The following is a 21,441-nucleotide window of genomic DNA, read 5'->3' as shown; positions in this document are numbered from 1 at the left end:
TACGCCATCGTAGGTCGTGTGCTGGGCGCATGACCCGCCGGCCGCCATCTGGACGCAGGCGCTCACGCCACCCGGGGCGCGGCGCTGGTCTGCGGCGGCACACCGAGTACCCTCTAGGCGAGTTTGACCAAGGGGTGACCACGACGACGCACGACGGCTACCGGCACGAGGCACTGCTCTACCGGGACGACGCCGACTACCTCGCCGGCACGGTGCCGTTCCTCACCGATGCCCTGGCCCACGGCCAGCCGGCCATGGTGGCGGCCCCGCCCGACCGGCTCGACCTCGTGCGTTCCGCGCTGCCCGCGGGCGGGGCCGGCATCCACTTCGTCGACATGGTCGAGCTCGGCCACAACCCCGCGCGGATCATCCCCGCGTGGCAGTCCTACCTCGACCGCTTCCCCGGCCAGGCCGTGCGCGGCGTCGGTGAGCCGGTGTGGGCCGGGCGTCGGCGCGCCGAGATCGAGGAGTGCCACCTGCACGAGACGCTGCTCAACGTCGCGGTGCCGCCCGAGACGCCCCTCTGGCTGGTCTGCCCGTACGACGTGGAGGCGCTGGGTGAGCCGGTGGCGCTCGCGGTGCAGCGCAGCCACCCGACGTACGTCGAGCGTGGCCAGCTGCGGGGGAGCCCGGTGTACGCGGGGCTCATCGAGCTGCAGGACGTCTTCGGCGGCGCGCTCGACGAGCCCACCGCGCCGGTGCGCGAGCTGCCCTTCGGTGACCACGACCTCGGGCGCGTGCGTCAGGCAGTGCGCGAGCACGCCGCGGCGCTGAGCCTGAGCCACGACCGCGTGGACGACGTCGTGCTGGCCCTCACTGAGCTGGCGACCAACAGCCTGCGCCACGGTGGCGGGCAGGGCCTGCTGCGCACGTGGTGCGAGCCGGACGCGCTCGTGTGCGAGGTGAGCGACTGCGGGTGCATCACCGACCTGCTCGTCGGGCGGCGCGCGCCGCAGCCCAGCGACGAGGGCGGCCGTGGCGTGTGGATGGCCAACCAGCTCTGCGACCTGGTGCAGGTGCGTTCGGGGGACGCCGGCACCGTCGTCCGCACCTACACCTGGCTCTAGCCGAGCCGCGTCACGCCCCCTCGGCCGGCGTCAGGCCGCCAGCGACCCGGCGAAGATCTGCCAGGCCAGGGCTGACTTGGCCACCAGGCTGAGCACCAGATAGGCCTTCTCGCCCACGAGGTACCGCCGCCACCCCCCGACCTTGCGGTACTGCAGCCACTGGTTGAGCGCGAAGCTGTTGAAGAAGACGAAGAGCGACACGAAGATCCCGACGACGAAGCCGGGCACCTGGTCGGCGGCGACGAGGTTGTAGCCGATCGCGAGCCACGGGGCCGCGCCCGCGATGCAGCCGAACCAGAACGGCAGCATCGTCACCCGCTGCGTGCTCGGCGGGTTCATGGCCTCCTGCAGCCAGCCGAACAGGATCATGGCGACGTTGGCGGCGGCGATCCCGATGAGCGCGGAGATCCCGTCGATGCCGGTGTAGAGCGCGATGAGCACCACCATGAGCGTGGCGCTGACGGAGTACTCGGCCCACCGGAAGCGGTTGATGCCGGCGGCCAGTTCGGTCTCGTAGGTCCGTCTGAACACGGTGGCCGTCAGCAGGTGGTCGAGCGCCGCGAGGCCCAGGAACACCGCGACGGCCGGGCCGACCGGCACGTCGAACAGCGGCTCGGGTGCACCTGCCGGTGTCCCTGGTGGCCCGGCGGGCAGCGACCGCGTGACGGTGACTGCGAAGTCCTTCGCGAGCAGCAGCACCGCCGCCGCCTGGCCGAGGTGCAGCGCCGTGAGCGCGAGGTTCCACCGGCGCAGCGACCGCAGGTCGCGCTGCTCGGTCTCGGTGCCCATGCACCGATCATCGCGCGTGGGCGGTGGCGAGGGACCCAGACCGAGGAACTCGCGGCTAGGCTGCGAGCGTGGGCCAGCTGCCGCCGTACGCCGTGGTCGGGATCGTCGTCCTGACCGGCATCGCGCTGTTCCTGGCCGGCACGCAGGGCACGCGCCTGCTGCGCCCCGCGGCGCCCACGGCCGCCAAGCTCATGACGTACGAGTGCGGGGTCGACCCCGTCGGCGAGGGCTGGGCGCAGACCAACGTGCGCTACTACCTCTACGCCTACCTCTACGTGGTGTTCGCGGTGGACGCGATGTACCTGCTGCCGTGGGCGACGGTGATCCGGCTTCCCGGCTTCGGCTGGCGGACCCTCGCCGAGATGGGCGTGTTCCTCGGCGTGCTGGCGGTCGGGTTGGCGCACGCCTGGCGCCGCGGCCTGCTGCGCTGGGTCTGATCCGGCGGGACGTCGGGCCCTGCCGTTCGCACGGCGGGTGAGCGCACGCTCGAGGTGGTTGCTGGAGGTGGTCACCCGTGCCGGTGATGTGGGTGTCCTTCGGAGTCGTGATCGTGGCCGCGGCGGTGCGCGCGCGCCGCAGCGTGCGGGCGCTGCAGGTGGGTCTCGTGGCGGTCGCGGGGCTGTTCGTGCTGGCCGGTGCGCTGGTGAACGCGGCGTACCTGATGCGGGGGGACGACTACGCGACCTTCGCGAGCGGCTCGACGATCGGCTTCGTGCGTGACACGTGGGCCTCGCTCGTCGTGCCGCACCACCACCTGTTCATCGGTCTGCTGGTGGCCTTCGAGGCGACCGTGGGCGTGCTGGTGCTGCTCGGGCCGCGTGCCCGCGAGGTCGGGCTGGTGGCGGCGATCGTGTTCCACGTGCTGCTGGTGTCGTTCGGCTGGGGGTTCGCGCTCTGGTCGGCTCCGATGGTCGTGGCGCTCGGGCTGCTGCTGCGGGCGTCGCGCCGTCGTCCGGACGCCTTGGCGAGCTGGAGTGGTGCGCCGACCTCCCGCGGGACGCCGCGCCGTACTTTGCACGGCGTCTGAGCACTTCACGCGGCGTCGACGCCGCGTGAAGTGCTGGCGCGCCCACTTCACGCGATCACCGGGGAGGCCCCGCGGATGGGTGGGGGAGGGTGGCGTGCGCAGTAGGGTGGCGGCCGTGGCTGTCGACCTCCCGGCTCCCCGTGTGGGCGCGCTCGCCGAGGCCGCCCCGCGCCCGCTGCGGCTGGTGCTGAACTGGGGACGGCGCTACAGCCTGTGGGTGTTCAACTTCGGCCTGGCCTGCTGCGCGATCGAGTTCATCGCGGCTTCGATGGCGCGGCACGACTTCATCCGCCTCGGCGTGATCCCCTTCGCGCCCGGTCCGCGGCAGGCCGATCTGATGATCGTGAGCGGCACGGTCACCGACAAGATGGCGCCGGCGATCCGGCGGCTCTACGAGCAGATGCCGGAGCCGAAGTACGTCATCTCCTTCGGCGCGTGCAGCAACTCCGGCGGACCGTACTGGGACTCCTACTGCGTCACCAAGGGCGTCGACCAGATCATCCCCGCCGACGTCTACGTTCCCGGCTGCCCACCGCGGCCCGAGGCGCTGCTGCAGGGGATATTGCGGCTGCAGGAGAAGATCGCCGCTGAGTCCGTGACCGGCGAGTCGATCGCCCGGCGCCGGCGTCCGGTGTCGGCGGCGCAGGTGACGCGGCCGCTCGTCAGCCCGGACGACGGCGGTGCGGTGCGTCCCGCCGGGGCCGACGCATGACCGCCGCGATCGGTGAGCCCGATCTGGTCGCCCGCCGCCTCGGCAGCGCCATGGGCTTCGACGGCGAGCTCGCGGCCGAGGACGCGAACGGCGTCGTGTGCGTCGACGTCCCTCGCGAGCAGTGGCACGACGCGATGCTGGCCGCCCGTGACTCTTTGGGCCTCGACTTCTTCGACTGGCTGAGCGGTGTCGACGAGCCGGCGGCCGACCCGGCGTCCGTGGACGTCGTCGCGCACCTCGTCGTGTCGCAGTCCGGTGGCGACGGCATCGGCGACAGCGCGGGCCTGGTGCGGCTGCTACTGCGCACCCGCGTGCCGGCCGACGACCCGGTGCTCGCGAGCGTCACCGACGTCTGGCCCGGCGCCGCCTGGCACGAGCGCGAGACCCACGAGATGTTCGGCCTCGACTTCGCCGGCTTCGACGACGGCCAGCGCACGCTCGACGGCGAGCCGTTGGGCCTGCGCCCGTTGCTGCTGCCGGACGGCTTCGAGGGCACGCCGCTGCGCAAGTCGTTCGTGCTGGCCGCCCGTGCGAGCAAGCCGTGGCCGGGCGCCAAGGAGCCCGGCGAGAGCGACACGGCCGCCTCGCCGTCGCGCCGCAAGATGCTGCCTCCCGGCGTTCCGGACGCCGAGTGGGGGCCGCGCGAGCCCGGCGCCGCCGTCCAGGGTGCGGCCCAGCCCGGCGACGGACCCGACGATGGACCCGGCGATGGACCCGGCGACGGACCCGGCGATGGCTGACGCCCTCGAGGTGGTGGTGCGCGTCGTCGCGGTGCTCGCGGCGTTCCTCACCCTGCCGCTGCTGGTCGGCCAGACCGAGCACAAGGTCATGGCGCACATGCAGGGCCGGCTCGGGCCGATGTACGCGGGCGGCTTCCACGGCTGGGCCCAGCTGGTCGCGGACGGCGTGAAGTTCATGCAGAAGGAGGACGTCACGCCGGCGGCTGCCGACCGGCGGGTCTTCCGGCTAGCGCCCGCGGTCGCGCTCGTGCCCTACCTCGTGGCCATGGTCGCGATCCCGCTCGCGCCCGGCGTGGTCGGGGCCGAGCTGGACGCCGGGTTGCTCTTCGTCCTGGCCGCCAGCGCGGTGGGCGTGCTCGGCACGCTGATGGCCGGCTGGAGCAGCGCCAACAAGTACGCGCTGCTCGGCGGACTGCGCGCGGCCGCGCAGCTGCTGTCGTACGAGCTGCCGATCGTGCTGGCCGCCAGCAGCGTCGCGATGGCCGCCGGAACGCTGTCACTCGTCGGCATCGGCGAGGCGTGGCGCCCGTGGTGGCTGGTGTGGCAGGCGCCGGCCCTCCTCTGCTTCCTCGTCGCGGGCGTCGCCGAGCTGCAGCGCCCGCCGTTCGACATGCCGGTGGCCGACTCCGAGATCGTGTTCGGCCCGTACACCGAGTACACCGGCCTGCGCTTCGCGTTCTTCCTGCTGAGCGAGTACGCCGGCATCGTCGTGCTCTCGGCGCTCACCGCGGTGCTGTTCCTCGGCGGCTGGCACGGCCCGTTCAGCGACGCGCTCGGCTGGCTCTGGACGCTGCTGAAGACCGGCGCCGTCGCCGTCCTCGTCATCTGGGTGCGCGTGGCGTGGCCGCGCCTGCGCGAGGACCAGCTGCAGGCGTTGGCCTGGAAGGTGCTCGTCCCCCTGGCGCTGGCTCAGCTGGCGCTCACCGGACTCGTGGTGGTGATGATCTCGTGAGCGACCGACCTCAGCCCAAACCCGGCAAGCCCGGCCTGCCCGGACTCATCAAGGGCCTCGCGGTCACGGCCAAGAACCTCACGACGCCGAGCCACACCGCCGAGTACCCGGACGTCGAGCCGTCGCTGCCGCCGCGCAGCCGGGGCGTCATCGCGCTGGTGCAGGAGAACTGCACCGTCTGCATGCTCTGCGCGCGCGAGTGCCCCGACTGGTGCATCTACATCGACTCGCACAAGGAGACGCTGCCCGCGGCCACTGAGGGCGGCCGCGAGCGCCAGCGCAACGTGCTCGACCGCTTCGACATCGACTTCTCGCTCTGCATGTACTGCGGCATCTGCGTCGAGGTCTGCCCGTTCGACGCGCTCGAGTGGAGCCCGGAGTTCGAGTACGCCGAGCTCGACATCAAGGACCTGCTGCACGACAAGGAGCGGCTGTCGCAGTGGTTCGCCACTGTGCCGCCCCCGCCCGGCCCGGAGGCCGGCGCCGCCGAGCCCAAGGAGGTGGCGGCGGCCCTGCGCCCGGCGCGCCCGCGTCGTCCGGTGCGCCCGCCGGCGGGTGGCGCGGACGGCGGCGCCGCGCCGCCGCCGGGGGAGCAGGCGTGAGCGCGCGCGACGTCCTGTTCGTCGCCCTGGGGGTGCTGACGGCGGCGGCGGGCCTGCTCGCCGTCAGCTCGCGCCAGGTGGTGCACGCGGCCCTGTGGCTGGTGACCGCGCTGGGTGCGCTCGCCGGGTGCTACCTCGTGCTGGGCGCCGAGGTCGTCGCGCTCGTGCAGGTGCTGGTGTACGTCGGCGCGATCGTCGTCCTGGTGCTGTTCGCGCTCATGCTCACGCGCGCACCGATCGGGCGGTCTGCGGATCTCGACGCCCGCTGGCCCCAGCGCGTCGCTGCCGCTGCGGCGGGTGGCGCCGTCGCGGCCCTGCTGGGCACGACGCTGGTGCTGGCCGTCGGTGGGCGCGCGGTGGCCGTCGACGAGGGTCGCGCCGCGGCCGAGCCGCTCGCCCGCTCGCTCTTCGGTGCGTGGGCGCTGCCGTTCGAGGTGCTCTCGCTGCTGTTGCTGGCCGCGCTCGTGTCGGCCCTCCTGCTCTCGCGTGAGCGGGGTGAGCGGTGATCCACCTCGCCTCCCCGCTGCTCCTGGCGGCGGTGCTCGCGGGCTGTGGCGTCTACGGCGTGCTGGCCCGACGCAACGCGGTGCTGGTGCTGATCGGCATCGAGCTGATCCTCAACGCCGCCAACCTGCTGCTCGTGACCTTCGACGTGGCGTACGCCGACCGGCTGCACGGCGGGCAGGTGCTCACCCTGTTCGTCATCACGGTGGCGGCGGCCGAGGTGGGCGTGGCGCTCGCGGCGGTGCTGCTGCTGTTCCGCCGCCGCGGCGACGTCGACCTGCAGCGCGCCCGCGACCTCGCCGAGCGCGTGGACGTCCCGTGAGCGCCCTGGCCTGGGCCGCGCGGGTCGCCGTGCTCGCGCCGCTGCTGGCGGCGCTGGCCGGCAGCTTCGTCCCCCGGCACGGACGTCGCGCGGCGGCCGGGGTGGCGCTGGCGGGCACCGCGGTCGCGCTCGTCGCCGCGCTGGCCGAGCTGGCGCTCGCCGGCGACGTGCGGCGCGTGGCGCTCCTCGGCTCGGTGCCCACCGGTGGCGGTGTCGTGCACCTCGACCTGCGGGCCGACGACCTCAGCGCGGTGGTCGCGGTGATGGTGGCCGTCGTCGCGCTGTGCGTGCAGCTGTACTCGACCGCCTACCAGGCCGCGGACCCGCGCTACCGCGCGTTCGCCGCGACGGTGTCGCTGTTCACCGCGGCGATGATGCTGGTGGTGCACGCGGACGACCTCGTGCTGCTGCTCATCGGCTGGGAGGCGATGGGCCTGTGCTCGTACCTCCTGGTGGGTCACGAGAGCGAGCGCGAGGCGGCGCGCGCCGCGGCCGTGAAGGCGTTCCTGGTGACGCGGGTCGGTGACGTCGCGTTCGTGATCGGCATCGTGGTGCTGTGGGTCGCGGGCGGCACCACGCGTCTCAGCACCCTGCTCGAGCCGGCCGCGCTGCAGGCGGTGGGCACGCCGACGCTCACTGCTGCCGCCCTGCTGCTGATCGTCGGTGTCATCGGCAAGTCGGCGCAGTTCCCGCTGCACACCTGGCTCCCCGACGCCATGGAGGGCCCGACGCCGGTGTCGGCGCTGATCCACGCGGCGACGATGGTCGCGGCGGGCGGCGTGGTGCTGGCCCGGCTGCTGCCGCTGCTCGGCCACGCCCCCGCTGCCCGCGCGACGCTGGCGGTGGTGACGGCCGTGACGATGCTCGGCGCGGCGCTGGTGGCCCTCGTGCAGACCGACCTCAAGCGCGTGCTCGCGTGGTCGACGATCAGCCAGGTCGCCTACCTGCTCGCCGCGCTGGCCGTCGTCCCGGTGGCGCTCGGGCCGGCGTCGTCGGTGGTGCACCTGCTGTCGCACGCGGGCTTCAAGGCCCTGCTGTTCCTTTCGGCCGGCGCGCTGGCGCACCAGGTGCACAGCACCGCCCTCGGTGACCTCGCCGGAGCCGGCCGGCGCGCGCCGGCCGTCGCCGGGCTGTTCACCGTCGGGCTGGCCTCGCTGGCCGGCGTGCCGCCGCTGTCGGGCTACTGGTCGAAGGAGGCCGTGCTCGGCGCGGCCGAGGAGGCGACGCACGGCGGCTGGGCGTGGACGGCCTGGCTCGTGCTCGTCGTCGGGCTGCTCACCGGTCTGGTCACCGCCGCCTACTGCGGCCGCACGTGGTGGCTCGTCGTGCGCGAGACGCCGCGCGAGGCCCACGCCGAGATGGCGGACGTCGAGGACGCCGGAGCCGAGGTGGCCGCGGCCGAGGGGGCGGTGCCCGTGACGCCGGTGCCCCGCGCCATGACCGTGCCCCTGGTGGTGCTCGCCGTGCCGGCCGTGGCCGGGGGGCTGCTGCTGATCGGTCCGGCGGCGCCCGGCCAGGTGCACGTCGGCATCGCGACGGCGGTGCTCGGCGCGGTGCTCGCCCTGCTCGGGGCCGGCGGGGCACTGGCGGTGGCCCGACGCTCGGGCGATCCGGCCGCGCTGCTACCCGTTGCGGCGCAACGGGTGCTGGCGTCCGGCTTCGGCATCGACCGAGCCCAGCACGTCGTGGTGGTGCGGCCGGCGCGCGCCCTGGCCCGGCTGCTGACGGCCGGTGACCGCGACGTCGTCGACGCGTACGTCCGCGCCCCGGCCACGCTCAGCCGCTGGGCGGGGCTCGTGCTGCGCCGCACGCAGACCGGCAACCCCACCGGGTACCTCACCTGGGTGGTCGCCGGCGGCGTCGTCGCCGCCCTCGTCGGGGTGGGGCTGCGATGAGCGCCCTGCTCGTGCTGCTGGTCGGGCTGCCGCTGGTCAGCGCGCTCGTGCTGATGCTCGCGCCGCGCCGGCTGGGTGAGGACGTCGCCCCCACCGTCGGGGTGGTCGCCAGCGCGATCACGGCACTCGCGGCCGTGCTCACGCTGGCCTCCGCGCCCTGGCGCGCTGCCGGCCCGGCGCTCGAGATCGACGTGCCGTGGGTGCCCACGCTCGGGGTGCGGCTGCACCTGGTGCTCGATGGCATCAGCGTGCCGCTCGTGCTGCTCACCGCCGGGCTCGGCCTGGCGGTCACGCTGCACGTCGCGCGCCGCCCACCGGCTACTGACCCGGGGCTCACGCCGTCGACCCGCTCGCTCGTCGCGGCGCTGCTCGCCGTCGAGGGCGGCGCGCTCGCGACCTTCACCGCCGCCGACCTGATCGTGTTCTTCCTCGCCTTCGAGACGGTGCTGATCCCGATGTGGGCGATCGTGCGGTGGTGGGGCGACCCGCACGACGCCGCAGCCCGGCGCGACGCCGCAGCCCGCTTCGTGCTCTACACCGCGCTCGGATCGGCCGTGATGCTGCTGGGGTTGCTGGTCGTGGCGCTCGACGCCGGCACGAGCGACCTCGTGGCGCTCGCCTCCGCGCACGGCGACGGCATGGGCCGCACGGCCCAGGTGGTGGCGGCGGCCCTCCTGCTCGGCGGTCTGGCGGTGAAGGTGCCGGTGTGGCCGCTGCACACGTGGCTTCCGGCCGCGCACACGACCGCGCCCACGGTCGGCTCGGTGCTGCTGGCCGGAGTGCTGCTGAAGATGGGCAGCTACGGCATGGTGCGGATCGTCGTCCCCGTGGTGCCGCAAGGGTTCTCGGTCGTCGCTCCCTATCTCGCGGCGTTCGGTGTCGTCGGGATCGTCTGGGGTGCGCTGGTGTGCCTCGTCGAGCGCGACCTCAAGCGGCTGGTGGCGTACTCGTCGGTGTCGCACATGGGGTTCGTGACGCTCGGCATCGCCACCGGCACGCCTCAGGGGCTGCAGGGCGCGCTGTTCGCCAACGTGGCACACGGCATCATCACCGCACTGCTCTTCCTCGTCGCCGGTGGGCTGAAGGACCGCACCGGCAGCGGCCTGCTCGCCCGCATCGGCGCCGGTCTGCGCGACAGCCGCCCGCGGCTCGGCGCGCTGCTCGCCGTCGGCTGCATCGCCGGTCTCGGGCTTCCCGGGCTGGCCGGGTTCTGGGGTGAGCTGCTCGCGATCTTCGGTGCGTGGCAAGGCTTCTCGGGTGGGTCGGTGACGTACTGGCGGGTGCTCGCGGTCGTGGCGGCGGTGGGGACGGCGCTCGCCGCGGCCTACCTGCTGCGCGTGCTGCGCACGGTGTGGCACGGCGTCCCCGCGGCTACGGGCGGTGCGGACGCCGGCGACCCCGGCGACCCGAGCGACGCCAGCGCGGTGGAGCTGTGGGTGGGTGCGCCGCTCGTGGTGCTGACGGTGGCGCTCGGGCTGTTCCCGTGGCTGGTGCTGCGGCTCACCGAGCCGGCCGTTCAGGCGCTCCTCGCGGTCGCGAGGGGGACGATCTGATGGGCGTCCCCGCGGTCGACTGGCTCGCCGTCGCGCCCTCGCTGCTGCCTGCGGGCGGAGCGGTCGTCGTCCTGGCGGTCGACGCGGTGCTGGGACGCGGGCGCGCGCCGCGGGTGCTCGGCGGGATCGGCGTCGCGAGCCTGCTGGCGGGGCTCGTGACGCTGGTGCCGCTCGCGTCCGGCACGCGGCGCACCTTCTGCGCGGCGGCAGGCTCGTGCGGCTGGGTGGCGAGCCACCTCAGCTTCGCGCTGCAGCTCGTCGTGCTCGTGAGCGCGCTGGTGACGCTGCTGCTCGCCCTGGCCGACCTGCGCACCGGCTGGCCGGACGTCGACCGGACGGCGCGGCCCCTGGCCGAGCTGCTCGTGCTCGTGCTCACCGCGACGGCGGGAGCGGCAGCGCTCGCGGCGGCGCGCGACCTGGCCACCTTCACCGTCGCGCTCGAGACGGCGTCGCTGCCGCTGGTGGGGCTCGTGGCCCTGCGCCGCGACTCGCGCGGCGCCGAGGCCGGCGTCAAGCTGCTGCTCACGGCGGTGCTGTCGTTCGGCCTGCTGACGCTCGGCGTGGCGCTGCTCTACGCCTCGACAGGGTCGCTGTACCTGGGTGCGCCGGTGTCCGAGCAGCTCGGTGACCTCGCAGTCGTGCACGGGCTGGGCCTGGCGCTCGTCGTGGCCGGCGCCGCCTTCAAGCTCTCGCTCGTGCCGTTCCACCTGTGGACGCCCGACACCTACGCCGGCGCGCCGCTGCCCGTGGCGGCCTTCCTGTCGACGGTGTCGAAGGCGGCCGGGCTCACTGCCGTCGTCGTGGTGCTGGCGGTCGGGGCACCCGAGCGCAGCACCGTGTGGGCCGCGCCGGTCGGTGTGCTGGCCGTGCTCACCATGACCGTCGGCAACCTCGTGGCGCTGCGCCAGGACGGCGCCGTCCGGCTGCTCGCCTGGTCGACCGTCGCGCAGGCCGGGTGGGTGCTGCTGCCGCTGGCCGGGGCCGTGGGGCACGGCCGGGTGCCCGGCGCGGTGTCGGCGTCCGTCGCCTACCTGCTGGCCTACGTGACCGCGACGGTCACGGCCTTCGCCGTCGTGGCGCGCACCGCCCGGGTGCACCGCGACGGCGAGCGCCACCGGCTGACGGCGTACGCCGGCCTCTGGCGCGAGCAGCCGGCGCTCGCGCTGGTGCTCGCCTTCGCGCTCGTCTGCCTCGCGGGCCTGCCGCCGGGGGTCATGGGGCTCGTGGCGAAGGTCGTGGCGATCGTGCCGGTGGTGGGCGCCGAGGCGTGGTGGCTGGTCGGGTTCGCCGTGGTCAACGTCGTGCTCGGCGTCGCGGTCTACCTGCGCTGGGCGGTGCAGGTGTTCTCACCGCGCGTTGACGGCGAGGTCGTCCCCGAGGCACCGCCCACGCCCCTCAGCGCCCGGCTCGCGCTGTCGCTGGCGGCCGCCGGGTGTGTGGCGCTGTCGGTGCTGCCCGAGGGGCTCATCGGCCTGCTCGCCGGCGCCCCGCTGCACTGACCCCGGTGATCACGTGAAGTAGGTCCCCAGCACTTCACGCGGCCCGGACGCCGCATGGAGTGCTGGCATCCCGTGCCAGGCTCGGGACGCCGTCCGGCCGCCGGGAACGTTGGACGCCGGTCCGTGCGTTCCACCCACAGCCGCGCACGGTGCGCCGGCGACTGCACTCGGAAGGACGACATGGGCCACCAGCACTTCAACGGGCTCAAGACCGCGGCGCTGCTCGGCGGCATCTTCGGCCTGCTGCTGCTCGTCGGTGGGGTGATCGCGGGCGGCCGGTTCATCTGGGCTTTCGCGCTGTTCGGCCTGGCGATGACCGCCTACGGCTACTGGAACAGCGACAAGATCGCGATCCGCGCCATGCACGCGCGCCCGGTGAGCGAGGCCGAGCAGCCGGCGATGTACCGCATCGTGCGCGAGCTGTCGACGCGCGCCCAGCAGCCGATGCCGCGCCTGTACGTCTCGCCGACCATGGCGCCCAACGCCTTCGCCACCGGCCGCAACCCGCGCAACGCCGCCGTCTGCGCCACCGAGGGCATCCTGGCGATCCTCGACGAGCGCGAGCTGCGCGGCGTGCTCGGCCACGAGCTGATGCACGTCTACAACCGCGACATCCTCACCTCGTCCGTCGCCGCGGCGATCGGCGGCGTGATCACCTCCGTCGCGCAGATCGGCCTGTTCTTCGGTGGCGGCTTCGGCGGCAGCGACGAGGACCGCCCCAACCCCATCGCCATGCTGCTCATCGCGCTCGCCGCCCCGCTCGCCGCCGTCGTGATCCAGATGGCCATCAGCCGCACCCGCGAGTACGACGCCGACGAGGACGGCGCCAACCTCACGAGCGACCCGCTGGCCCTGGCGTCGGCGCTGCGCAAGCTCGAGTCCGGCACCCGCCAGCTGCCCCTGCCGCCCGACCGCGAGCTGGTGAACTCCAGCCACCTGTTCATCGCCAACCCGTTCCGCGGCGACGGCTTCAGCAAGCTCTTCAGCACCCACCCGCCGATGGCCGAGCGCATCGCGCGGCTGGAGTCCATGGCCGGCTACCGCCGCTGACCTTCCCCCGTTGATCACGTTCAGTGGGCGACACTCCGCTTGCCGAGGGTTGCAACCCTCGGGAAGCGGAGTGTCACCTAGGTAACGTGATCAACGGGGAGAGGGCGCTGGGTCAGGCGCGTGGCACCAGCACGCCACGGTCGAGCTCGGCGAGGGACGCGCACCCGGCCAACCCCATCGTGAGCTCCAGCTCGGCCACGACGTGCTCGAGGACGGCGGTGACGCCGGCCTCACCCGCCAGTGCCAGGCCGTAGGCCCACGGTCGCCCGATCCCGACGGCGTCGGCGCCCAGCGCGAGGGCGACAAGGGCGTCGGCTCCCGAGCGCACGCCGCTGTCGAAGATCACCGGCACCCGCCCGGCCACCCGCTCGACGACGCCGGGCAGCGCGGCGAGGGACGCGAGCGCGCCGTCGACCTGGCGTCCGCCGTGGTTCGACACCCACACGCCGTCGACGCCGGCGTCCAGCGCTCGCGAGGCGTCGTCGGCGTGCTGGATGCCCTTGAGCACGATGGGCAGCCGCGTGCGCTCGCGCAGCCAGGCCAGCTCGTCCCACGTGAGGCTCGGCCGCGAGAACACCTCGAGGAAGGTCTCGACCGCCGCCCGCGGCAGCGGCGAGCGCAGGTTCGCCCGCGTGCTGCCGGGGTGGTGGCGCGCCATCGACAGCAGCGCCGCGACGGCCGCGGGGGTGGGCCGCTCGCGCTTCCCCCCGGACGCCGACCCCGCCCTCACCCGCTCGCGCACCAGCTCGGCGAACACCGGGTCGGCGGTGTACTGCGCGATGCCGAGGCCGTGCGCGAACGGCAGGTACCCCAGGTCGAGGTCACGCGGACGCCACCCGAGCGTGTGGGTGTCGAGCGTGACGACGAGCGCCTCGCACCCGGACGCCTCCGCGCGCCGGACGAAGCTGTCGGCCAGCTCGTCGCGGTTGCTCCAGTAGAGCTGGAACCAGCGCGGCCCGCTCGCCGCGGCGGCGACGTCCTCCATCGAGTGCGACGCTTGGCTCGACTGCACCATCGCCAGCCCGAGCCGGGCGGCCGCGCGGGCCACCGCGAAGTCGGCGCCACGGTGCGCGAGCTCCAGCACGCCGATGGGGCAGAGCAGCAGCGGCGCCGGGAGCCGGCGACCGAACAGGTCGGTCGAGGTGTCGGGCGCTGAGACGTCCCGCAGCATGCGCGGCACGATCGCCCAGTGGTCGAAGGCCGCGAGGTTGGCCCGCGCCGTCCGCTCCTGGCCGGCCGAGCCGGCGACGTAGGCGAAGGCCCGCCGCGACATCCGCTGCTCGGCCGCCGCCTCGAGCGCAGCCCCGGACGTCGGCGCCACCGGGCGCCGCCCGTACACCCCGGCGCGGTAGATGGCCGCCTGCACGGCCCGGCCGACGCTGGCCACGGCCGTCAGCGGTAGTTGGTGAACTGCAACGCGACGTCGAGGTCGGACTCCTTGAGCATGCGCTGCACGGCCTGCAGGTCGTCACGCGACTTGCTCGTGACGCGCAGCTCGTCGCCCTGGATGTGCGCCTTCACCGACTTCGGCCCCTCGTCGCGGATCAGCTTGGAGATCTTCTTCGCGCTCTCCTGGCTGAGCCCCTCCTTGAGGGTGGACTCGATGCGGAACTCCTTGCCGGAGGCCTTGGGCTCGCTGGAGTCGAGCGCCTTCAGCGACACGCCCCGGTGCACGAGCTTGGACTGCAGGACGTCGAGCACGGCCTTTGCGCGCTCCTCGCTGTTGGCCTTGATGAGGATCATCTCGCCGCTCCAGCCCACCGAGGCGTCGGTGCCCTTGAAGTCGTAGCGCTGCGCGACCTCCTTGGCGGCCTGGTTGAGCGCGTTGTCGACCTCCTGGCGGTCGACCTTGCTGACGACGTCGAACGAGGAGTCGGCCATGGTGTCCTCCTGGTGGGACGGCTGGTGGGGGATCGGGTTTCGGATCGGCAGGGCGTCCTTGCTATCCTTCCATCCGCCGGAACCCGGGGGCACTTCGGTGCTCGCGCCCGGCACGGCAGGTTGCCCGAGCGGCCAATGGGAGCGGACTGTAAATCCGTCGCGAAAGCTTCGAAGGTTCGAATCCTTCACCTGCCACTCGCTGGACGCACCCGACCCCCACCTCTGGTGGGGGTCGCGTGCGTTGCGGGACGCCGCGGCGTCCCGCGCTCTCGGAGTGCCCAGGGGTCAGGTCGCTGACCCAGGTGTGGCCAGAGGTCAGCTCGCGCCGTGGCGGTCGGTGCCCGCCGTCGGCTGAGCCCGACTCGCCCTACGGGTTCGGCTGCGAGGATTCGCGCACGACGAGCAGCGGCGTCAGCCGTTCGGACTCGACCTCCTCGCCGCCCAGTCGCTTCATGAGCAGGTGCACCGCCTTGACGCCCATGTCGTGCATCGGCGATCGCACGGTGGTGAGTGGCACCGGCAGCGACCCGGCGAGCGGGACGTCGTTGTAGCCCACGACCGCGACGTCGGTGCCCACCTGCAGGCCGGCCTCGCGCAGGGCGCCCATGGCGCCGATCGCCGCGAAGTCGTTGGTGGCGAACACCGCTGTGGGCCGCCGACGTGAGGCCAGGATCTGCTGCATGGCGTCCCGGCCACCGGGCGTGTCGAAGTGCGAGTGCACGACCTTCGAGCGCGCGATGGTGATGCCGGCCTCGGCGAAGGTGTCGACGAAGCCTGCGGTGCGGTCGATTCCGGTGCTGGCGTAGGGCTCGCCGGCGATCACCGCGACGTTGCGGTGGCCCAGCTCGAGCAGGTGCTGGGCCGCGAGCCGGCCGCCCTCGTAGTCGTCGCACGTCACCGACGGGTGGTGCGACGCGCGGCGCGAGACGAGCACGAACGGCACGCCCTGGTGCGCGACGTCGTCGAGGAAGGTGCCGTCGATGTAGGCGTCACCGAAGATCATCGCGTCGACGCGACGGGCGAGCACCATCTGCGTGCGCAGCCGCTGGGCCACGGGGTCGTCACCGGTGTTGGCGACGAAGGCGGAGAACCCGAACGACGCCGCGGCCTCCTCGACCCCCTCGTAGATCGTGGCGAGCACGATGTCGACGAGGCGGGGCACCAGGACGCCGATGAGCTGGCTGCGGCGGGTCCGCAGCCCCGTCGCGTGGGGGTTGGGCTGGTAGCCGACCTCGAGGGCGATGCGCCGGATCCGCTCGGTGGTGGACGCGCCGGCGGTGCGTACGCCCGTGCCGGTGCTGCCGTTGAGCACGCGCGAGACGGTCGAGACGTGGACGCCGGCGAGCTCGGCGACGGTGCGCAGCGTCGCCCGCCCCGACGCGTCGACGTAGGGCAGCCGGCCCTCTTCGCCCCGAATGGTCATGCACCCGCCCTCTCGTCTGGTCGACATTTTTCCATCAAGACCCTTGACGGCTGCGACCCACGCCGGATTGAATCTGCGCAATCGTTCGGCGCAAACGTTAGCGCTAACGGTAGGGCGAACCCCAGTACCGGGAGGTCGGTCAGTGCGCGCAGTGACGGTGCTCGCCACGGGCGGGACGATCGCGAGCCGCACCAACGCTCAGGGCAGCACGGTGGCGAGCGCGTCGGGCGCCGAGCTGCTCGAGCGGCTGGGCCGGCTCGACGTCGACGTCACCGTGCGCGACGTCTTCCGCGTCGGCAGCTACCTCATGACGCTCGAGCGCATGCACGAGCTGGCCGGGCAGGCCCAGCGCGTGCTCACCGACCCGGCGGTCACGGGCCTGGTCGTCACCCACGGCACCGACACGATCGAGGAGACGGCGTTCTTCCTCGACCTGTTCGTCGGCTCCGACCGGCCGGTCGTCGTCACGGGCGCGCAGCGGCCCGCCGACGCGCCCGACACCGACGGCCCGCGCAACCTCGCCGACGCCATCAGGGTCGCTGCAGAGCCTGCGGCACAAGGGCTCGGGACGGTCGTGGTCTTCGACGGCGCCGTCTTCGCCGCCGCTGGCGTCCGCAAGGTCCAGACGCTCGCCTCGCACGCGTTCGGTGCGCCCGACCACGGCCCGCTCGGCTGGGTGTACGGCGACTCGGTGAGCCTGTCGCGGCGCCGTGGGCCCCGGCGCGTGCTGCCGGTGGCGGACTTCGACGCCGCGCGGGCCCGCGTCGACATCGCGGCGTGCTACCCCGGAGCGGACGCGACGGCGCTGCGCGCCCTGGCGGCGGCCGGAGCCCGCGGCATCGTGCTCGAGGCCACCGGCGCCGGCAACGCGAACCCCGACATCTGCGCCACGGTCGAGGAGCTGACGGCGCAGGGCGTGGTCGTCGCGACGTCGACCCGCGTCGCCTGCGGCCCCGTCGCCTCGATCTACGGCGACGGCGGGGGCGCCGACCTGCTCGGCGCCGGCGCGGTGCCCATGGGGCTGCTGCGTCCGGGCCAGGCGCGCGTCCTGCTCGCCGCACTGCTGGGGGTGCACGCCGACCCCGACAAGGCGCGCGTCGCCCTGCACGACCACCTGTCCAGCTGACTCCCCGTGTCACACCGCCTCGGCTGCCGCAGCTGAGCCAGAAGAAGAGGAGATTGCCTTGCCGAAGGAAATTCTCTGTGCGTTCGGCGTCGACGTTGACGCGGTCGCCGGATGGTTGGGTTCCTACGGCGGTGAGGACTCACCCGACGACATCTCGCGAGGGATGTTCGCCGGTGAGGTGGGGACCCCCCGTCTGCTGAACCTGTTCAAGAAGTACGACCTGCCGAGCACGTGGTTCGTGCCGGGGCACTCCATCGAGACGTTCCCCCAGCAGTTCCAGCAGATCGTCGACGCCGGGCACGAGATCGGGGTGCACGGCTACAGCCACGAGAACCCCATCGCGATGAGCCGTGAGCAGGAGACGGCGGTGCTCGACCGCTGCATCGACCTCATCCAGAACGTCACCGGACGCCGCCCGACCGGCTACGTGGCGCCCTGGTGGGAGTTCTCCAACGTCACGAACGAGCTGCTGCTCGAGCGTGGCATCAAGTACGACCACTCGTTGATGCACAGGGACTTCACGCCGTACCGCGTCCGGGTCGGAGACAGCTGGACGAAGATCGACTACTCCGCCTCGGCCGACGACTGGATGAAGCCGCTGGTGCGTGGTGAGGAGACCGACCTCATCGAGATCCCGGCGAACTGGTACCTCGACGACCTGCCGCCGATGATGTTCATCAAGTCCAGTCCCAACAGCCACGGCTTCGTCAACCCTCGCCAGCTCGAGGAGATGTGGCGCGACCAGTTCGACTGGGTCTACCGCGAGATGGACTACGGCGTCGTCACCTTCACGATCCACCCGGACGTCTCGGGGCGTCCGCAGGTTCTCCTGATGCTCGAGCGCCTGATCGAGCACATCAACCAGCACGAGGGTGTCCGGTGGGCCACCTTCGACCAGATCGCGGACGACTTCGCCGCCCGCCACCCCCGCAACGGAGACAGCGCATGAGTGACCTCGCCACGCCTCTCGAGGGGGAGGAGTCCGCCCGCCAGCGGGCGCGCTTCCCCCACTTCACGCGCAAGCAGACCAACACCGCCATGGTGCTGGCGCTGCTCGCCTGGACCGTGGCCGTCTTCGACTACGGCCTGTTCGGCACACTGCTGCCGGCGATGCAGGACGACTTCGGCTGGTCGGAGTCGACCGCCTACCTGGTCAACACCCTCATCGCCGTCGGCACGGCGATCGTCGCGTTCGGCGTCGGCCCGGTGATCGACCGGCTCGGCCGCCGCCGCGGCATGATGCTGACGATCGGCGGCACTGCGGTCGCGTCGGTGCTGACCGCGATCATCCCCGCGCGGCTCGGTGCCGTCAGCAACACCGCGATCGTCGCCGTCCGCTCGCTCGGCGGCCTCGGGTTCTCCGAGCAGTCGGTGAACGCGACCTACCTCAACGAGGTCTTCGCGATCACCGAGGACGAGAAGAAGCGCGAGCGTCGCGGCTTCTGGTACGGCATCGTGCAGGGCGGCTGGCCGCTGGGCTTCCTGCTGTCGAGCGCCCTCGCACTCGTGCTGCTCGACCGCCTGGGCTGGCGCGCGATGTACCTCGTCGCGACGCTGCCAGCGGTGGTGCTCATCATCGTGATCAGCAAGAAGCTGCGTGAGACGCCGCAGTTCGAGCTGCACCAGCGCCTGACGCGGCTGAAGAAGGAGGGCAAGTCCGCCGAGGCCGAGCGCCTGGCCGCGGAGTACGGTGTCGAGCACACCGAGAGCGCGCCGATCGCGCGCATCATGCAGCCCGAGCTGCGCCGCAACACGATCGTGCTGTCGCTGGCGTGGATCATCAACTTCTTCGGTATCAACATCTTCAGCGTCCTGGGCAGCTCGGTGCTGGCCAACGCCAAGGGCGTCGAGCTCAGCACGGCGTTCTGGATGCTGATCGTCATCAACCTGGGCGCGTACTTCGGCTACGTCTTCCACGGCTGGCTCGGCGACCGCATCGGCCGCAAGAAGACCATCGTCATCGGCTGGATGATCTCGGGAGTGGCCTTCGCGGCCATGCTCTCGCCGGTCGTCGACACCGCGGCGCTCATCGTCGCCACCTACGCCATCGGGCTGTTCTTCCTGGTCGGCCCGTACGCCGCGATCATGTTCTACATGGGTGAGTGCTACCCGACCGACTGCCGCGGTACCGGCACCGTGATCATCGGCGCCATGAGCCAGCCCGGCACGATCCTGGGTGGTTTTCTCTTCACGGCCGTTGCGGCGGCGTGGGGCACGGGCCCGGCCGCGCTCTGGGTCGGGGCGCTCGGCACCTTCCTGTCCGGCGTCCTGATGCTGTTCGCCAAGTCGGTGCCGCAGCTCGAGCACTGAGTCCGGTCGCTCACCGCCGTCGAGCGGAGGGGGCGCGCCTGCCGCGCCCCCTCCGCCACGACCCCCACGAAGGGTGCATCACATGCCAGGCAGCACCAGCGGCCAGCAGGTCGCCGTCATCACGGGCGCCGCGAGCGGCATCGGTCGGGCGCTCGCCGTGCGGTACGCGCGCGAGCGCGTCAACGTCGTCATCGGCAGCTACCCCGGCGACCCGCACGACCCGCACGAGACGCTGCGCCAGGTCGAGGCCGAGGGCGGTACCGGCCTGGTGGTCGACGTCGACGTCCGCGACGCCGGGCAGGTCGACGAGCTCGCCCGCCGGGCCCACGAGACGTTCGGACGCATCGACAAGGTCGTCGCCAACGCCGGCATCCTGCGCCGGGCCCCCCTCGCCGAGCTCACGGACGACGCTTGGGACGACATGCTCTCGGTCGACCTCACCGGCGTGCTGCGTACCTTCCGGTCGTGCTCGCCGTACCTCGGGGAGGGCGGTGCGATGGTCGCTGTGTCGTCGATCGCCGGTGGCGTGTACGGCTGGGAGGACCACGCGCACTACGCGGCCGCCAAGGCCGGTGTGCTCGGCATCTGCCGCAGCCTGGCCGTCGAGCTGGCTCCGCGCGGCATCCGCGTCAACGCCGTGATCCCGGGCCTCATCGAGACGCCGCAGTCGTCCGACCCGGTCAACTCCTTGGGGCCCGAGGGTCTCGAGCGGGCCGGCGACGACATCCCGTGGGGTCGCGTGGGACGCCCCGAGGAGGTCGCCGACGTCATCTGGTTCCTCACCTCGAACGACTCGCGGTACGTCACGGGCCAGGAGCTCGTCGTCGACGGCGGCCTCATCGTGAAGATGCGCGCATGAGCGGCGTCCTGAGCGGGCAGACCGCACTGGTCACCGGAGGGGCCAGCGGTATCGGGCGGGCGATCGCGGCGGCGTTCGTCGACAGCGGCGCGCAGGTCGTGGTGCTCGACCGCGATCCAGCGGTGAGCCAGGAGGCAGCCGAGGCCCTGGGCGCGCGCGGAGCGGTCGCGGCCGACGTCACCGACGAGCAGGCGGTGGTGCGCGCGGTGGCCGAGGCGGAAGAGCAGCTGGGCCGCATCGACGTCCTCGTGAACTCCGCGGGCATCCTCACGCAGTCGCCGCTGGTCGAGATGTCGCTGGCCCAGTGGCAGCAGACGATCGACGTCGACCTCACCGGCGTGTTCCTCCTGTGCCGCCACGTCGTGCCCGGCATGGTGGCCCGCGGGTTCGGGCGGGTCATCAACATCGCCTCGCAGCTCGCGCTCAAGGGTGGCACGTCGCTGACGCACTACAGCGCCGCCAAGGCCGGCGTCATCGGCCTCACCAAGTCCCTGGCGCTGGAGGTGGCGCGCGACGGCGTCCTGGTCAACGCGATCGCCCCCGGACCCATCGAGACGCCACTCGTCGACGGCATCTCCGAGGACTGGAAGCAGGCCAAGCGGGCCGAGCTGCCGCTCGGGCGGTTCGGCACGCCGGCCGAGGTGGCACCCACGGCGGTGCTGCTGGCCAGCTCACCGGGCGGCGACCTGTACGTCGGGCAGACGCTCGGCCCGAACTCCGGCGACGTGATGCCGTAAGGGGGATCCACCATGTGCGGGGCCTGCAGCAGGAAGGTGGCGACCGACCCGTGGTCCGGTGTGCTGGCCACGCGCCGGGCCCGGTGGGAGGCGACGCGCACGGTCAACGACGTGCTGCGGCGCGCCGGCCACCCGGCTCGCGTCGACGTCGGCAGCGGCCCGTGGGTGGTGCGCTCGGGCACCGGAGCCGCCGCGCTCGCCGACACGGTGACCGACGTGTGGCGCCGGCTCGTGGCCGTCCGGCCGATCGACGAGGCCCACCTGGCCGACCCGGGTGACGCGAGCCGCTCCCCGGTGGTGCTCGCGGTGTTGGACGCCGCCCGGCACGTCAGCGCGAGAGGCGTTGCGACACAACGAACCGAGTGAGACGGCGACATGACGAAGAGGGTGAGT

Annotated in this window: 23 protein-coding genes and 1 tRNA gene; 20 read left to right on the top strand and 4 right to left on the bottom strand. The window is 73.0% G+C overall.

Translation table 11 applies throughout. The features are described from left to right. The first annotated feature begins 134 nt into the window (after positions 1-134). Positions 135-1,067, top strand: coding sequence for a sensor histidine kinase (locus tag ASD06_RS08880; protein WP_056675913.1), 933 nt, complete (start codon positions 135-137; stop codon positions 1,065-1,067). Positions 1,068-1,097: 30 nt separating this feature from the next. Here ASD06_RS08880 and heR read toward each other — a convergent pair whose 3' ends face one another. Continuing rightward, the gene (heR, locus tag ASD06_RS08875; protein ID WP_056675910.1) at positions 1,098-1,856 is read right to left on the bottom strand and encodes a heliorhodopsin HeR; all 759 of its coding nucleotides are present in this window, start codon (positions 1,854-1,856) and stop codon (positions 1,098-1,100) included. A 68-nt stretch (positions 1,857-1,924) separates the two neighbouring features. Here heR and ASD06_RS08870 point away from each other — a divergent pair, with 68 nt between their 5' ends. From ASD06_RS08870 to htpX, 12 genes are all read left to right on the top strand, one after another. After that, on the top strand, positions 1,925-2,293 hold the full coding sequence (locus ASD06_RS08870) for an NADH-quinone oxidoreductase subunit A (RefSeq protein WP_056675907.1): 369 nt from the start codon (positions 1,925-1,927) through the stop codon (positions 2,291-2,293). Positions 2,294-2,385: 92 nt separating this feature from the next. Then, on the top strand, positions 2,386-2,883 hold the full coding sequence (locus tag ASD06_RS08865; protein ID WP_157371602.1) for a hypothetical protein: 498 nt from the start codon (positions 2,386-2,388) through the stop codon (positions 2,881-2,883). Between the two features lie 106 nt (positions 2,884-2,989). Next, positions 2,990-3,595 carry an NADH-quinone oxidoreductase subunit B family protein gene (locus tag ASD06_RS08860; RefSeq protein WP_056675901.1) on the top strand — a complete coding sequence of 202 codons (606 nt, stop codon included), beginning with the start codon at positions 2,990-2,992 and terminating at the stop codon, positions 3,593-3,595. Next, positions 3,592-4,335 (top strand): NADH-quinone oxidoreductase subunit C, encoded by a 744-nt coding sequence (locus tag ASD06_RS08855; RefSeq protein ID WP_200941979.1) that lies wholly within the window; start codon positions 3,592-3,594, stop codon positions 4,333-4,335. Before ASD06_RS08860 ends, ASD06_RS08855 begins: the two co-directional genes overlap by 4 nt. Continuing rightward, positions 4,328-5,287: an NADH-quinone oxidoreductase subunit NuoH gene (nuoH, locus tag ASD06_RS08850; RefSeq protein ID WP_056676426.1), complete on the top strand. Its 960-nt coding sequence runs from the start codon at positions 4,328-4,330 to the stop codon at positions 5,285-5,287. Before ASD06_RS08855 ends, nuoH begins: the two co-directional genes overlap by 8 nt. Then, on the top strand, positions 5,284-5,889 hold the full coding sequence (locus ASD06_RS08845) for an NADH-quinone oxidoreductase subunit I (protein WP_056675899.1): 606 nt from the start codon (positions 5,284-5,286) through the stop codon (positions 5,887-5,889). Before nuoH ends, ASD06_RS08845 begins: the two co-directional genes overlap by 4 nt. Beyond that, positions 5,886-6,395 (top strand): NADH-quinone oxidoreductase subunit J, encoded by a 510-nt coding sequence (locus ASD06_RS08840; RefSeq protein ID WP_056675896.1) that lies wholly within the window; start codon positions 5,886-5,888, stop codon positions 6,393-6,395. Before ASD06_RS08845 ends, ASD06_RS08840 begins: the two co-directional genes overlap by 4 nt. Further along, complete coding sequence (gene nuoK, locus ASD06_RS08835) at positions 6,392-6,715, top strand: NADH-quinone oxidoreductase subunit NuoK (RefSeq protein ID WP_255354484.1); 324 nt, start codon at positions 6,392-6,394, stop codon at positions 6,713-6,715. The genes ASD06_RS08840 and nuoK overlap by 4 nt, the downstream gene beginning before the upstream one ends. Continuing rightward, the gene (locus tag ASD06_RS08830) at positions 6,712-8,610 is read left to right on the top strand and encodes an NADH-quinone oxidoreductase subunit L (RefSeq protein ID WP_056675892.1); all 1,899 of its coding nucleotides are present in this window, start codon (positions 6,712-6,714) and stop codon (positions 8,608-8,610) included. Before nuoK ends, ASD06_RS08830 begins: the two co-directional genes overlap by 4 nt. Next, the gene (locus ASD06_RS08825) at positions 8,607-10,163 is read left to right on the top strand and encodes a NuoM family protein (protein ID WP_056675888.1); all 1,557 of its coding nucleotides are present in this window, start codon (positions 8,607-8,609) and stop codon (positions 10,161-10,163) included. The genes ASD06_RS08830 and ASD06_RS08825 overlap by 4 nt, the downstream gene beginning before the upstream one ends. After that, complete coding sequence (locus ASD06_RS08820; protein WP_056675885.1) at positions 10,163-11,662, top strand: NADH-quinone oxidoreductase subunit N; 1,500 nt, start codon at positions 10,163-10,165, stop codon at positions 11,660-11,662. Before ASD06_RS08825 ends, ASD06_RS08820 begins: the two co-directional genes overlap by 1 nt. Positions 11,663-11,842: 180 nt before the next feature. Continuing rightward, positions 11,843-12,712, top strand: coding sequence for a zinc metalloprotease HtpX (gene htpX, locus ASD06_RS08815; protein ID WP_056675882.1), 870 nt, complete (start codon positions 11,843-11,845; stop codon positions 12,710-12,712). Between the two features lie 112 nt (positions 12,713-12,824). Here the strand turns inward: htpX and ASD06_RS08810 are convergent, their stop codons facing one another. Both ASD06_RS08810 and ASD06_RS08805 read right to left on the bottom strand, forming a co-directional pair. Beyond that, positions 12,825-14,099: an alpha-hydroxy-acid oxidizing protein gene (locus ASD06_RS08810; RefSeq protein WP_235502271.1), complete on the bottom strand. Its 1,275-nt coding sequence runs from the start codon at positions 14,097-14,099 to the stop codon at positions 12,825-12,827. Positions 14,100-14,104: 5 nt separating this feature from the next. Continuing rightward, positions 14,105-14,593 (bottom strand): YajQ family cyclic di-GMP-binding protein, encoded by a 489-nt coding sequence (locus ASD06_RS08805; RefSeq protein WP_056675876.1) that lies wholly within the window; start codon positions 14,591-14,593, stop codon positions 14,105-14,107. A 114-nt stretch (positions 14,594-14,707) separates the two neighbouring features. On the opposite strand from ASD06_RS08805, the gene ASD06_RS08800 reads away from it, so the two are divergent. Beyond that, positions 14,708-14,788 (top strand) — tRNA-Tyr (locus ASD06_RS08800). A 172-nt stretch (positions 14,789-14,960) separates the two neighbouring features. On the opposite strand, the gene ASD06_RS08795 is transcribed toward ASD06_RS08800, so the two are convergent. Beyond that, positions 14,961-16,016 carry a LacI family DNA-binding transcriptional regulator gene (locus ASD06_RS08795; protein ID WP_056675873.1) on the bottom strand — a complete coding sequence of 352 codons (1,056 nt, stop codon included), beginning with the start codon at positions 16,014-16,016 and terminating at the stop codon, positions 14,961-14,963. A 142-nt stretch (positions 16,017-16,158) separates the two neighbouring features. Between ASD06_RS08795 and ASD06_RS08790 the strand changes: the two genes are divergently transcribed. The 6 genes from ASD06_RS08790 to ASD06_RS08765 all read left to right on the top strand — a co-directional run bounded on the left by ASD06_RS08790 (position 16,159) and on the right by ASD06_RS08765 (position 21,414). After that, positions 16,159-17,142, top strand: coding sequence for an asparaginase (locus ASD06_RS08790; protein WP_056675869.1), 984 nt, complete (start codon positions 16,159-16,161; stop codon positions 17,140-17,142). Positions 17,143-17,200: 58 nt separating this feature from the next. After that, a complete protein-coding gene (locus ASD06_RS08785) occupies positions 17,201-18,091 on the top strand; it encodes a polysaccharide deacetylase (RefSeq protein ID WP_056675866.1) in 891 nt (296 codons plus the stop codon). Then, positions 18,088-19,452, top strand: coding sequence for an MFS transporter (locus ASD06_RS08780; protein ID WP_056675863.1), 1,365 nt, complete (start codon positions 18,088-18,090; stop codon positions 19,450-19,452). The genes ASD06_RS08785 and ASD06_RS08780 overlap by 4 nt, the downstream gene beginning before the upstream one ends. Positions 19,453-19,534: 82 nt before the next feature. Next, positions 19,535-20,311, top strand: coding sequence for an SDR family NAD(P)-dependent oxidoreductase (locus tag ASD06_RS08775; RefSeq protein WP_056675860.1), 777 nt, complete (start codon positions 19,535-19,537; stop codon positions 20,309-20,311). Then, the gene (locus ASD06_RS08770; protein ID WP_056675857.1) at positions 20,308-21,048 is read left to right on the top strand and encodes an SDR family NAD(P)-dependent oxidoreductase; all 741 of its coding nucleotides are present in this window, start codon (positions 20,308-20,310) and stop codon (positions 21,046-21,048) included. The genes ASD06_RS08775 and ASD06_RS08770 overlap by 4 nt, the downstream gene beginning before the upstream one ends. A gap of 36 nt (positions 21,049-21,084) precedes the next feature. Beyond that, positions 21,085-21,414, top strand: a complete 330-nt coding sequence (locus ASD06_RS08765; RefSeq protein ID WP_056675854.1) for a hypothetical protein — start codon at positions 21,085-21,087, stop codon at positions 21,412-21,414. Positions 21,415-21,441 lie beyond the last annotated feature (27 nt).

It is taken from the genome of Angustibacter sp. Root456 (assembly GCF_001426435.1).
Classification (GTDB): Bacteria; Actinomycetota; Actinomycetes; order Actinomycetales; family Angustibacteraceae; genus Angustibacter.
Note: the sequence above shows the minus strand (reverse complement) of the source record. Positions and strands in the feature narration are given on the sequence as shown.

Coding starts and splice junctions, on each gene's coding strand:
- ASD06_RS08795 (WP_056675873.1), bottom strand. CDS start 16,016: ATGACCATTCGGGGCGAAGAGGGCCGGCTGCCCTACGTCGACGCGTCG.
- heR (WP_056675910.1), bottom strand. CDS start 1,856: ATGGGCACCGAGACCGAGCAGCGCGACCTGCGGTCGCTGCGCCGGTGG.
- ASD06_RS08855 (WP_200941979.1), top strand. CDS start 3,592: ATGACCGCCGCGATCGGTGAGCCCGATCTGGTCGCCCGCCGCCTCGGC.
- ASD06_RS08770 (WP_056675857.1), top strand. CDS start 20,308: ATGAGCGGCGTCCTGAGCGGGCAGACCGCACTGGTCACCGGAGGGGCC.
- ASD06_RS08780 (WP_056675863.1), top strand. CDS start 18,088: ATGAGTGACCTCGCCACGCCTCTCGAGGGGGAGGAGTCCGCCCGCCAG.
- ASD06_RS08775 (WP_056675860.1), top strand. CDS start 19,535: ATGCCAGGCAGCACCAGCGGCCAGCAGGTCGCCGTCATCACGGGCGCC.
- htpX (WP_056675882.1), top strand. CDS start 11,843: ATGGGCCACCAGCACTTCAACGGGCTCAAGACCGCGGCGCTGCTCGGC.
- nuoH (WP_056676426.1), top strand. CDS start 4,328: ATGGCTGACGCCCTCGAGGTGGTGGTGCGCGTCGTCGCGGTGCTCGCG.
- ASD06_RS08825 (WP_056675888.1), top strand. CDS start 8,607: ATGAGCGCCCTGCTCGTGCTGCTGGTCGGGCTGCCGCTGGTCAGCGCG.
- ASD06_RS08805 (WP_056675876.1), bottom strand. CDS start 14,593: ATGGCCGACTCCTCGTTCGACGTCGTCAGCAAGGTCGACCGCCAGGAG.
- ASD06_RS08820 (WP_056675885.1), top strand. CDS start 10,163: ATGGGCGTCCCCGCGGTCGACTGGCTCGCCGTCGCGCCCTCGCTGCTG.